Origin of the sequence: Lampropedia cohaerens, from assembly GCF_001005215.1 — a bacterium.
Classification (GTDB): domain Bacteria; phylum Pseudomonadota; class Gammaproteobacteria; order Burkholderiales; family Burkholderiaceae_C; genus Lampropedia; species Lampropedia cohaerens.
In genome coordinates this window covers 163,511-175,474 of record NZ_LBNQ01000009.1, presented here as the reverse complement: position 1 = coordinate 175,474, position 11,964 = coordinate 163,511, and the positions used below count along the sequence as shown (strand labels likewise).

13 protein-coding genes are annotated in these 11,964 nt (G+C 64.1%); 2 read left to right on the top strand and 11 right to left on the bottom strand.

The features are described 5' to 3' along the window. The first annotated feature begins 35 nt into the window (after positions 1-35). On the top strand, positions 36-389 hold the full coding sequence (locus AAV94_RS01640; protein ID WP_197407984.1) for a DUF1840 family protein: 354 nt from the start codon (positions 36-38) through the stop codon (positions 387-389). Positions 390-418: 29 nt separating this feature from the next. Here the strand turns inward: AAV94_RS01640 and AAV94_RS01635 are convergent, their stop codons facing one another. The 10 genes from AAV94_RS01635 to AAV94_RS01590 form a co-directional block, all read right to left on the bottom strand. Continuing rightward, positions 419-1,201: an amino acid ABC transporter ATP-binding protein gene (locus AAV94_RS01635; RefSeq protein WP_046740548.1), complete on the bottom strand. Its 783-nt coding sequence runs from the start codon at positions 1,199-1,201 to the stop codon at positions 419-421. Continuing rightward, entirely contained in the window at positions 1,191-1,835 is a 645-nt protein-coding gene (locus tag AAV94_RS01630) for an amino acid ABC transporter permease (protein WP_046740547.1), read from the bottom strand. Before AAV94_RS01630 ends, AAV94_RS01635 begins: the two co-directional genes overlap by 11 nt. A 126-nt stretch (positions 1,836-1,961) precedes the next feature. After that, on the bottom strand, positions 1,962-2,741 hold the full coding sequence (locus tag AAV94_RS01625) for an amino acid ABC transporter substrate-binding protein (protein ID WP_046740546.1): 780 nt from the start codon (positions 2,739-2,741) through the stop codon (positions 1,962-1,964). 136 nt (positions 2,742-2,877) lie between these two features. Next, positions 2,878-3,717: an ABC transporter permease gene (locus AAV94_RS01620; RefSeq protein ID WP_046740545.1), complete on the bottom strand. Its 840-nt coding sequence runs from the start codon at positions 3,715-3,717 to the stop codon at positions 2,878-2,880. Beyond that, the gene (locus AAV94_RS01615) at positions 3,717-4,628 is read right to left on the bottom strand and encodes an ABC transporter permease (RefSeq protein WP_046740544.1); all 912 of its coding nucleotides are present in this window, start codon (positions 4,626-4,628) and stop codon (positions 3,717-3,719) included. Before AAV94_RS01615 ends, AAV94_RS01620 begins: the two co-directional genes overlap by 1 nt. Positions 4,629-4,692: 64 nt before the next feature. Next, positions 4,693-5,784 (bottom strand): ABC transporter ATP-binding protein, encoded by a 1,092-nt coding sequence (locus AAV94_RS01610; RefSeq protein ID WP_046740543.1) that lies wholly within the window; start codon positions 5,782-5,784, stop codon positions 4,693-4,695. A 26-nt stretch (positions 5,785-5,810) separates the two neighbouring features. Next, positions 5,811-6,899, bottom strand: coding sequence for a polyamine ABC transporter substrate-binding protein (locus tag AAV94_RS01605; protein WP_046740659.1), 1,089 nt, complete (start codon positions 6,897-6,899; stop codon positions 5,811-5,813). A gap of 238 nt (positions 6,900-7,137) precedes the next feature. Continuing rightward, entirely contained in the window at positions 7,138-8,697 is a 1,560-nt protein-coding gene (gene ubiB / locus AAV94_RS01600) for a ubiquinone biosynthesis regulatory protein kinase UbiB (RefSeq protein WP_046740542.1), read from the bottom strand. A gap of 26 nt (positions 8,698-8,723) precedes the next feature. Next, on the bottom strand, positions 8,724-9,407 hold the full coding sequence (locus tag AAV94_RS01595; RefSeq protein ID WP_197407983.1) for a hypothetical protein: 684 nt from the start codon (positions 9,405-9,407) through the stop codon (positions 8,724-8,726). A gap of 104 nt (positions 9,408-9,511) precedes the next feature. Next, positions 9,512-10,477: a Tim44 domain-containing protein gene (locus AAV94_RS01590; protein ID WP_407927298.1), complete on the bottom strand. Its 966-nt coding sequence runs from the start codon at positions 10,475-10,477 to the stop codon at positions 9,512-9,514. Positions 10,478-10,708: 231 nt separating this feature from the next. Here AAV94_RS01590 and AAV94_RS14325 point away from each other — a divergent pair, with 231 nt between their 5' ends. After that, positions 10,709-11,419, top strand: coding sequence for a hypothetical protein (locus tag AAV94_RS14325; protein ID WP_156167895.1), 711 nt, complete (start codon positions 10,709-10,711; stop codon positions 11,417-11,419). Here AAV94_RS14325 and AAV94_RS01580 read toward each other — a convergent pair. After that, entirely contained in the window at positions 11,404-11,883 is a 480-nt protein-coding gene (locus AAV94_RS01580; protein WP_084824680.1) for a barstar family protein, read from the bottom strand. The genes AAV94_RS14325 and AAV94_RS01580 overlap by 16 nt on opposite strands. Between the last annotated feature and the right edge of the window lie 81 nt (positions 11,884-11,964).

Genomic DNA, 11,964 nt, shown 5'->3' with positions numbered 1-11,964 from the left:
CTGGCTAGCGTCAGACCAGAATGGAGAGCTTCACCATGTACCGTTTCATCGCCCGATCCAGTGCCCCCATCCAATATTTCGAAGCCGATGCCAAACGCCTGCTGAAAATCATCGGCAAGGACGCCACGGCACCAGGCATCATCACGCAACAGCAACTGGCCGGCGCCATCACTGCCATTGAAGCGGCCATCGCACAGGAAGAACAGGCCCGCGAGGAGGCCAGGCAGGCTGCCGCGGAAGGTGGTGCACCCGCCGCACACGCTGAAACGGCGCACGACAGCACGCAGGACGACGAACCGGTAGCGCTGCGCCACCGCGCCCTGCCCCTGCTGCAGCTGCTGCGCGCTGCGCAGCAAGCGCAGGAAGACGTGATCTGGGAATCGCGGTAACGCACCGGATCACCGCGCTCGCACAGCACCTACAGCATCTGCTGCAGGAACGCCTGCGTGCGCGGGTGCTGCGGCGTGGCAAAGAACTGCGCTGCTGGCGCCTGCTCAATGAGCTGGCCCTGGTCCATGAACACGACGCGATTGGCCACCTCGCGCGCGAATCCCATCTCATGCGTGACCACCAGCATGGTCATGCGCTCCTGCGCCAGGGCGCGCATGGTGCGCAACACCTCCCCGGTCAGCTCCGGGTCGAGTGCCGAGGTTGGCTCATCGAACAGCATGATCTGAGGCTCCATCGCCAGCGCGCGGGCAATGGCCACGCGCTGCTTCTGCCCGCCCGAGAGTCGGCCCGGATAACTGTCACGCTTGGCCAGCAGGCCGACCTTGTCCAGCAAGGCTTCGGCCTTGGCCACGGCGGCCTCGCGCGCCAGTCCCTTGACGGTCATTGGCGCCTCGATGAGGTTTTGCAGCACGGTCATGTGCGGAAACAGGTTGAAGGACTGGAACACCATGCCCATCTTGCGGCAGATACGCCGCACCTCGCGCTCGGGCACGTAATGGCTGCGGCCATCCTGACCTGCCGTGGCCAACGGCTCGCCATCGATGGTCACGCTGCCTTCGTCGATGGTCTCCAGGTGGTTGAGGCAGCGCAGGAACGTGCTTTTGCCCGAGCCCGACGGCCCGATCACGGCCACCACCTCGCCATGCGCCAGATCCAGCGACACACCCTGCAGCACGCGGTTGGTGCCGAACGCTTTGCCCAGCCCGTGCGCGGCAATCATGATGCGGGGCTGCGGCGTCTCAGTCGTCATAGCGGGCATAGTGTCGCTCCAGGCGCTGGAACAGCCAGGTGAGCGCCAGTGTCATCAGCAGGTAGAAAACCGCCGCCACCACGAAGGCGGTGGTGTTGAAGTCGCGCTGCACGATCTGGCGCGCTGCACGCAGCAGGTCGTTGAGCGCCAGCACATAGATCAGCGAGGTGTCCTTGACCAGTGTGATGGTCTCGTTGGACAGCGGCGGCAGGATGCGTCGCACCATCTGCGGCAACACGATGCGTCGCATGGTCTGCGGATATGTCAGCCCCAGCACCTTGGCCCCTTCATACTGGCCGCGATCCACCGACTGAATGCCAGCGCGAAAGATTTCCGCAAAGTAGGCCGCATAGTTCATCACGAAGGCGACCACCGCCGTCGGAAAATCGGGCAAGGTGATGCCCAGCCCCGGCAGCGCGAAGTAGATGAAGAAAATCTGCAGCAGCAGCGGCGTGCCGCGCATCAGCCAGATATAGGCATTGACCAGTCCCGACAGCCACCAGTGCCGCGAGATGCGTGCCAGCGCCAGCAGCAGGCCCAGCGGGATCGCCAGCGCCAGCGTGATGGCAAACAGCTGCAGCGTGACCTGCAACCCCTGCCAGAGCGCCGGCAGCATCGAGAAAATGTAGTTCATGAGAGAGAGTCGGCCTGGTCGGCATCAGCATTGCAGCCCGCCGGGCCATTGCAAGCGTGGCCGTAGCGCAAAAACCCGGCACCGTTTTGCCGGGACTTTGCGCGCGCCAGTGTCGATGCGGTAGCGTTACTTGATCACGTTGGCGCCGAACCATTGTTCGGAGATCTTCTGCGCCGTGCCGTCTGCCTTCATCGCAGCCAGCGTGGCATCCAGGCGCTGCAGCAGCTGCGTGTCGTCGCGGCGTACGCCAACGCCGTACTCCTCGGTGCCGAAATGGTCCTGCAGCACGCGGAACTGGTCGCTGCGCTTGGCCACGTAGTAGCGGCCCACCACTTCGTCCAGCACCACGGCGTCAACCCGCCCGACGCCCAGGTCCATCAGCGCGGTGATGTTGTCGCCAAAGGTGCGCAGCTGCTTGAAGCTGCTGGCCGTGGCCGCGTCGCGGCCGATCGCATCGAGCGCACTGCTGCCTTCCTGCGCGCCAATCACCTTGCCCGCCAGATCGGCCTTGCTCTGGATGTCCGACTTAGCGGACACGACGATGATCTGGTGGTTTTCCATGTACGGCGCGGTAAAGGCGATGTGCTTCTTGCGCTCCTCGGTGATCGTCAGGCCGTTCCACAGCACGTCCACGCGCTTGCTGTTGAGCTCAGCTTCCTTGGCGCTCCAGTCGATGGGCCGAAACTGTGCGTCGACCTGCATGCGGCGCGCTGCCTCGCGGGCCATGTCGATGTCAAAACCGACGATCTCGTTGCGTTCATTGCGAAAACCCATGGGCGGGAAGTTGTCGTCGAGCCCGACCACGATGGTCTGGGGCAGCGCCGGCGCATCCGCGGGCGTCTGCGCCTGCACGAGCATCGCAGCAGCAAGAACCGGGGCAAGAACGAGCGATTTGAAGGGGAACATGGCAACTCTCAGGGCATAGGGATTGAAAAGCCGCGCACAGCATGCTGGCGCGCAACCGCGCATTCTCGCCCCAGATGCGTGCACTTTCAAGCGTCTGTGCGGTGGATGCTGGATCAATCGCGGCAGCGCGCCCCACTCATGTGCGCGACGACGCAGACAGCTCTGCCTGATGGCGCCGCTGACGCACCGCCATCAGGTAGCTGGCCGCGCCTACGGCGACGGCCACCACCACGATGACCACGGTGGCCATCGCATTGACGGTGGGATCCAGCCCAAGCCGTGCCCGCGAGAAGATGGCCATCGGCATGGTGGTCGAGCCCGGCCCCGACAGGAACGAGGCGATCACCACATCGTCAAGCGACACCGTGAAGGTCAGCAGCCAGGCAGCCAGCAGCGCCTGGCCGATGTTGGGCAGTATGACGAGAAAGAATACCTGCGCCGGCCGCGCGCCCAGGTCCTGCGCCGCCTCCTCCAGCTGGGGGTTGAGGTCGCGCAGCCGCGCGACGATGACCACCGTGGCATAGGCCAGGCCGATGAGGGCGTGGCCAATCCAGATCGTCAGCAGGCCACGCTCGGGATAGCCAAACGCCCGCTGCAGCGACACCAGCAGCAACAGCAGCGACAGCCCTACCAACACCTCCGGCATCACCAGTGGCGCGCGCAGCAGCGCGGAATAGATGGAGCGGCCGATGTGCCGGCGCATGTGGTGCAGCGTCACGCCCGCCAGCGTGCCCAGCACCGTGGCAGCAGTGGCCGAGCAGGCCGCCAGTTGCAGTGAGCGCCACAGGCCCTGCAGCAGCTGCTCGTCCTCCCACAGCCGCGCATACCAGCGCAGGCTGAAGCCCGCCCACACGTTGGGCACGGGTGAGTCGGTAAAGCTGAACACCACCAGCGCCACGATGGGCAGGTAGAGAAACACGAAAACCAGCAACAGCCACAGCCGCCCCAGCATCTTCTCGCGCTTGCCGGTCTGCATCAGCGCTTTCCTTCCCGCAGTTCGGCGCGGTCCTGGCTGTAGTTGAACAGCATCAGTGGCACCAAGATCAGCAGCATCATGATGACCGCCACGCCGCTGGCCATGGGCCAGTCGTTGTTGGCAAAGAACTCATCCCACAGCACGCGGCCGATCATCAGCGTGTTGGGCCCGCCCAGCAGTTCGGGGATGACGTACTCGCCCACACAGGGAATGAACACCAGCATGGCGCCGGCCATGATCCCGCTGCGCGACATCGGCACCGTTACCCGCCAGAACGACTGCCACGGCGTGGCACCCAGATCCTGCGCCGCTTCAAGCAGGCGACCATCCATTTTCGACAGCGTAGCGTACAGCGGCAAAATCATGAACGGCAGATAGGTGTAGACCATGCCGATCATCAGCGAAAACGGGCTGTAGAGCAGCTCCGTGGGCGAGTTGACCAATCCCCATTGCGCCAGCCAGTGGCTGACGCCGAACTCCACCAGCAGCTTGCCGACCCAGCCAGTCTGCGCATCCAGCAGCCCTTTCCAGGCATAGACGCGCAGCAGGAAACTGGTCCAGAACGGCAGCATCACGGCCATCAGCAGCAGCGGCTGCAGCGCCGCGCGTGCGCGGGCCATGAAGTAGGCAAACGGATAACCCAGCCCGAGGCAGATCAGCGTGGTCAGCAGCGCATACCAGACCGAGCGCAGGTAGGTCGACAGGTACAGGTCATCCTGCAGCAGCAGCAAGTAACTGCTCCACTGGCCGTTCCACTGCCAGCGGCCATCCACCTGGGTTAAAAGCGGTCCCAGCCGGATGCCGTCGAACGGCTGCACACTGATTTGCAGCACCAGCAAAAATGGCAGCACGAAAAACAGCAGCAACCACAACAGCGGCAGTGCTGCGGCAAACCGCATCAAACGGCTCATGGCGCCTCCCGGCGCAGCATGCGCATCTGCATCATGGCATTGGCTCCAAGCGGTGCGGACCGCATCATTGCGTCAGCACGATCTGTACACCGGCGGGCCAGACGGCACGCACCGTATCGCCGATGGCGTAGTCGATCTGACCGTGGCGCTCGTCGTTCTCCACACTGACCTTCATGCTCGCGCCGCTGGGCAGGCGCAGATGGAACATCGTGCTGTCGCCGAAGTAGGAGTACGCGCTGACCACGCCCTGCACCTGGTTGCCTTGGTCGGGATTGAACGGCTGGCGGTCCAGATCGATCTTCTCCGGGCGCACCGCCACCGTCACCTGCGCACCCACCTGCGCCTGCGGGGGCTGCGCCAGCACGTGCACCATGTCCGCACAATGAACTTCCCAGCGGCCGCAGGAACCTAGCGCCAGGCGCCCTTCCATCAGGTTGACGTTGCCAACGAAATCGGCCACGAAGCGCGAGCCCGGGTTTTCGTACACCTGCGCCGGCGGCCCCACCTGCAGCAAGGCGCCCTGGCTCATCACCGCGATGCGCGAGGCCATCATCATCGCCTCTTCCTGGTCGTGGGTGACCAGCACGCAGGTCACACCGATCTGGCGGATGATGTTGACCAGCTCGATCTGGGTCTGCTCGCGCAGCTTCTTGTCCAGCGCGCCCAGCGGCTCGTCGAGCAGCAGCAGCTGCGGCCGCTTGGCCAGGCTGCGTGCCAGCGCCACGCGCTGCTGCTGGCCGCCCGAGAGCTGGTGGGGCTTGCGCCTGGCCAGCGGCTGCAGCTGCACGAGCTTGAGCATGGCCTCCACGCGTTCGGCCACTTCGCCGCGCGGCAGTCCCTCGCGCCGCAGGCCGAACGCAATGTTGTCCCATACGCTCAGGTGCGGAAACAGCGCGTAGCTCTGGAACATCATGTTCACCGGCCGCTCGTAGGGCGCGGCATCGGTCAGGTCGCGCCCCCCCAGCAGCACCTTGCCCGAGCTGGGCTGCTCAAAGCCGGCCAGCATGCGCAGCAGGGTGCTTTTGCCAGAGCCCGAGGAACCCAGCAGCGCGAAGATCTCGCCCTGGGCGACCTCCAGATCAACCTGGTTGACGGCGGTGAAATCCCCAAAGTGCTTGGTGATCGCCTCGACTTTCAGAAATGCAGGAGCGCTCATCGCCGTATGTCGGTGGGTGCGCAACGTCAGCGGTTGGCCTTGAAGTTGGTGAAGGTGCGCGTGATCAGGCGCAGCGTGGCCTGGTCTGGCGTATCGGGTGCGATCATGTTCGCCAGTGCCTCGGCGTCCGGAAAGACCGCCTTGTCATTGGCCAGCTCGGGCTTGACGTAGGGCAGCGAGGCCTTGTTGGGATTCGCATAAAACACCGCGTTGGTCAGCGATGCGCTGACTTCCGGACGCAGGATGTAGTTGATCCACTTGTGGGCATTGTCGACGTGCTTGGCGTCGGCGGGGATGGCCATGGTGTCGAAAAACAGCAGCCCCCCCATCTTGGGCAGCAGCACCTCGAGATTTTGCGGGTTGGGCGTTTGCGCCGAGTTGTCCTTGGCAATCATGATGTCCCCGGACCAGCCGATCACCGCGCACAGCTGGCCACGCGCCATCTGGTCGATGTAGTCGGAACCGGAACCAGCAAAACGCGTGATGTAAGGCCGCACGGCCTTGAGCATCTTGGCCACCTCGGCATAGTCGGCCGCATCGGTGCTGCGCGGGTCCTTGCCGATGTACTTGAGCGCAATCGGGATGATCTCCGAAGCGGTATCCAGGTAGGAGATGCCACAGCTTTGCAGCTTGGACGCATAGGCAGGATCGAACACCAGATCCCAGGCATTCTCGGGCATGGGCATGTCGCCAAGCGCCTGCTGAACCTGGTCGACGTTGATGCCGACGGTGGTGTAACCCCAGAGCCAGTCGACCAGATATTCGTTGCCAGGATCGACCTTGGCCAGCTGCGCCTGGATGGCCGGATCGAGGTGCTGGAGGTTCGGAATCTTGGATTTGTCGAGCTTTTGCAGCAGTCCACCCTGGATCTGCAGCTTGGCAAAGTGCGAGCCCGGCACGACGATGTCATAGCCGGACATGCCCGCCACCAGCTTGGCGTGCAGCGACTCGTTGCTGTCGAACAGGTCGTAGCGCACCTTGATGCCGGTTTCCTTCTCGAAATTGGCAATCGTATCCTCGGCGATGTAATCGCCCCAGTTGTAGATATTGAGGACCGGCGGCTCGGCCGTCTCGGCATGCGCCGCCGTCGGCAGGATCGAACCAACTGCCAGCATCCAAGCGATGGAAATTGCGCGGGCACCTTGTGTCAAACGCGATTGCATAAGCCAAACCTCCGGGAAATGGGGGATACGAGCAAAGTGCGCCGATTATCCATAGCACAAGGCCTTACGAGGCCAATAGGGCGCAGAAAATCTGGAGAAATCACCAATTGCCAACGCATGACCTTCCGCGCAGGAGCGGCTTCGCACCAGGATGGTGCCCCTTGCCGCTATGGCCGCCAGCCGGCGCTGCCTACCAGCGCATGTACAGTTGCATCAGCAGCACGCCCAGCAGAAAGCCCAGCAACAGGGGCAGCAACGCGCCAAGCAGGCGGTTGGTGCGCCTTTGTTCCTCCAGAAGGCGCTGCAGTTCCTCGCGCTGGCCCAGCCCCTGCTGCTGCAGAAAGCCATGCAGCAGCCGCGGCAGCGCCGGAAAGATCTGCGCATAGCGTGGCGCCTCGTTGCGCAACTCCTGCAGGAAGCGCTTGGGGCCGACCTGCTCGGTCATCCACTTTTCGAGAAACGGCTTGGCCGTGCTCCACAGATCCATGTCCGGATCAAGCTGACGCCCCAGGCCTTCGATGTTCAGCAGCGTCTTCTGCAACAGCACCAGCTGTGGCTGGATCTCCACCTGAAAGCGCCGCGAGATCTGGAACAGCCGCATCAGCACCATGCCCAGGGAAATCTCCTTGAGCGGCCGGTCGAAGTAGGGCTCGCAGACGGTACGCACGGCGGCCTCAAGTTCTGCCACGCGTGTGTCCGCTGGCACCCAGCCGCTTTCGATGTGCAGCTCGGCAATGCGCTTGTAATCACGGCGGAAAAAGGCGGTGAAGTTCTGCGCCAGGTATTCCTTGTCGAAATCGGTCAACGTGCCGACGATGCCGAAGTCCAGCGAGATGAAGCGCCCGAAGGTCTGCGGCTCCAGGCTCACCTGGATGTTGCCCGGGTGCATGTCGCCATGGAAAAAACCGTCACGAAACACCTGGGTGAAGAAAATCGTCACGCCATCGCGCGCCAGCTGCGCCATGTCCACCCCGCGCGCGCACAGTGTCTCCATCTGGCTGATGGGCACGCCCTTCATGCGCTGCATCACCATGACCTCGGTGCGGCAGTAATCCCAGAACACTTCCGGAATCAGCACCAAATCCAGCCCGGCCATGTTGCGGCGCAGCTGCGCCGCATTGGCGGCCTCGCGCATCAGGTCAAGCTCATCGTGCAGATAGGTGTCGAACTCGGCCACCACCTGGCGCGGCTTGAGCCGCTTGCCTTCGGCCGACACCTTCTCCAGCCAGCCCGCCAGCATGTGCATCAGATCGAGATCCTTCTCGATCACCTTCAGCATGCCCGGGCGCAGCACCTTGACCGCCACCTCATGGTGCTGGCCGTACTTGTCGGTCAGCGTCGCAAAATGCACCTGTGCAATCGATGCACTGGCCACCGGGGTGCGCTCGAAGGTCGTGAAAATGGTCTCGATGGGCTGCCCGTCAAAAGCCTTCTCGATGATGGCGACCGCCACCGCGCTGTCGAAAGGCGGCACACGGTCCTGCAAGCGCGCCAACTCGTCGGCAATGTCCGGAGGCAGCAAATCACGGCGCGTGGACAGCACCTGGCCGAACTTGACGAAGATCGGCCCCAGCTGCTCCAGCGCCTCACGCAGGCGCTGGCCGCGCGGCGCCGACAGATCACGCCCGATCGACAAGGTACGTGCCAGCAGCGCAACGGGGCGGCTGCGAAACTGCGTCAGCACCAACTCATCCAGGCCATAGCGAAACACCACCCAGAGAATGGCCCAGCCGCGCAGGAATTTCTTCATCGCCGAGTGCGTGTGTGTCAATGCATTCAGGGCTGACCCGGCTGGCCCGGAGGCATGTCCGCCTCCGGCGCAGCATGCGCAGCGGTCGCGGCCGGCTGCGGCGAAGTCCCGGCAGTGGCCGCTGGCGCCTGTTCGCTTTCAGGCTCGGCCTGCGCGTCACGGCGACGCTGCACCAGCCCACCGACGGTAGTCATCGCGCCTTGCACGAAGGTGCGCAGCGCCTCGGCAATCCGGCGACCAACCTGGGTGAGCTTGTGGGCAGGCACGTCACCGATGATGCGCGCCAGATCATCTTCCAGATCCCAGCGCACGTTGTCGATCACCCAGTTGAGCTGGCTGGCAAGTTCCACATCACCGGCGATGCGGATGGGCGGGCGCGTGCCTTCGACCGCACTGCGTACCAGCTTGGTCACGGACGGCTCGGCCACTTCCAGCAGCAGGTCACTGGCACCGCTGACATCGTCGAGATCCAGCAGGCCCGCCGGAGTGATGCGCACCTGACCGTTGAACTGGCGCCAGCTGACATACACCGATTTGCCCGCCTGCGTCGCCAGCCGGTCCTGCGCCTCGGGCTCCTGCTGCAGCACATGATTGACCGTGAGCACGAAGCGCCGCTGCACCTCCTGCACCAGCCAGGGCGGCAGCGCAATGCCCTTGCCCAGGCTGCCGGCCAGATTGTTCAGAAATGAGAATGGGGACTGTATTGCCATAGTCCCCATTGTCGTTGAATTTCGCCCGCCGGTCAGCCCGCGATGGCCAACCCGCCTGTAGGTGCGCAGCGCAAATGCAAATCGGGCCTGCGCTGCGCCCTCGCTCACTGCAGCGCCTGGATGCCGGCAACCACCCAGCCGGAAGCGCCGTCGCGCGGCTTGGTCATGTTCCACACCTCGCGGAACGGCTGCGGGCCTGCAGCTTCATCCTCGCGGATCATGCCGGAGAATTCGACGCTGGCCATGTAGACATCCGGCAACTCCTCAATGCCCAGCAGCCGGGCATCCAGCGTGATGACTTCGGTATGGTTGGGCTTGCCGCCGTTGGCCGCGTCGCGCTCGGCCAGCTGCTGGCGAATTTCCTCCAGCATCTCGTCCGTCATCATCGCGCGCAGCGAGATCAGGTCCTTGTCGTCCCAGGCCTTCTGCAGGCTGACGAAGTTGCGCTTGGCGGCCTCGATGAAGCCGGCCGTGTCAAACCCCTGCGGCACGCCCCAGCTCTGTGAGCCCGACAGTGCGGACGCGCCGCCTCCCAGTGCCGCGCCGATCATGGAGCCGCCCTGCTCGAACGGCCGGGCCGATGCGTCGTTGCCCACATTGCGGGGGTTGTAGGGTTGCGCGCTGCGCTGGGTGTGCTGGCCGCCGCCTGCGAACGGGTTGGCTCCCTGGCCACCGAATGCACCGGCGCCCTGCACCGCCGTGCGGCTGCGCGAGCGCATGAAGTAACCGATCACCGCCAGCGCGATCATGCCCAGCAGGATCATCAGCATGACGGTGCCGAACTCCTCGCCAAAGCCCAGCGCACTGGCCAGCCATGCCAGACCGAAGCCGGCAGCCATCATGCCAAGCATGCCCATCATCGGGTTGCGCGCCGGCGTGTTGGTGGCCGTGTTGCGCTGCTGGCTGGCAGGCGGCTGCGCCTGACGCTGCTGCGTCACATGGCTGGACTGGCGCCCCACCGAACCGCCACCGCCCATGCGACGCGCCTCGGCGTCGATATGAACCCCCATCAGAAACACCATCATGATGGCCGCAAAAATCGAGGCCAGCTTGTTCATCGTCATTGTCATCGTTCGACTCCTTGGATTGGGACGCGCACAGCACCTTCCCTGGATTGCGCACTGGGTGCTATTGTTTCAAATGACGAATACCCATTGGTTTTTTCGGAGTTGTAGGGGCGCAACAGTGCGCAACCGTCTGTGCGCGCCGGCAACGGCTCGGCGATCGCAGCTGGCGACATAAAATGGCGCGCACCCGCGCTGCCCCTGTCCCTCACGCGCACAGCCCTTCAGGAGACTTACTTGGCGACACTGGCAACCTGGAATCTGCATGAAAGCGTTGCGCCTGCACAGCGTCGCCTGGCTGCGGCGCTGCAGGGCATCCAGCTTGCCACCGCGTTGGTGCTGGCGCCGATCCTCTACCTGATCGGCACGCGCCTGCCGGTCCACGCAGGGTGGGAGAATGGTCCGGTGGAAATGGCCCAGAACTTCCTGCTGCTCTGCGCAGCGCTGGGCAGCATGGGCATGGCACTGCTGCGACGCCGGCACGCGCAGCGCCACGTCTGGTGGGCCGCGGCACTGCTGTGGCTGCTGCTGCTGGGGCGCGAGCTGTCATGGGGCGTGGTGCTGGCAGCCCCCCTGAGCTTCGACGCGGTCAGTGGCCCCTTTTACAGCTCGCGCGCGCTGGTCTATCGCCCACTGGTGCCGTATGTGGCGGGGCTGACACTGGCGATGGCAGCGCTGTGCTTGGCTTGGGCGCAGCCACGGCAGCTGCTGCGCTACGCCTGGCACCGCCGGGCCCTGCTGCCATGGGGGATGATGCTGGCCTGCCTGCTCTATGGTTTGGCCGCCACCTACGCCGAGGGCGCACAGCACGATGCAAGCGGCTGGCTGCGCAACGGCCAGGTGGTGGAAGAAATCTTCGAGACCGGCGCCTATTACTTCCTGGCCCGCGCGCAGCTGTGGACGTTCCTGCGCTGGTTCAGACCGGCAGCGCCTCAGAAAAACGAGTAAAAACCGCGAAACGGCACGTTCCGCTCGGCCCAGAAGTCGGCTGCGTCACGGAACACGTCAAGCAACTGCTCACGCATCTCCTTGTCGAACTTGACGCTGATGGGAATGTGTTCGAGTACGACGATGAATCCGGGCTGGCGGCCCACGCCTGAGAGCGTATCGGTCAGGCAGTCGTAGAGCGCATCCAGATTGCGGCCAAAGTAGCCGGGCAGCAGGAACTGCCGGCCAATTTCCTCCAGGATGCGCTGCTTGGTGGTGGCCTCCTCCAGGTTGGCATAGAGAAAGTGCTGTCCCCAGTAGTCAGCAACTTGCTGCAGATCCGCGGGCTGAAAGGCCCGGATGGACTGCACCATGTTCGGCCTGACGGTGCGCGCAATGCGCTCGGCCAGTTCCACCACCTCTGCCGGCGGTTCGGCAGCGGAAGCATTCAGCGGTGGCTCGGAGGAATCGTCGTGGGCTCTCATGATCAAGGTAACGGTACTGGGTGGCATGCCATCTGCCGGTCCGCGCAAAAGGGAATCCTTCCATTGTGTGCGAGAAAACGC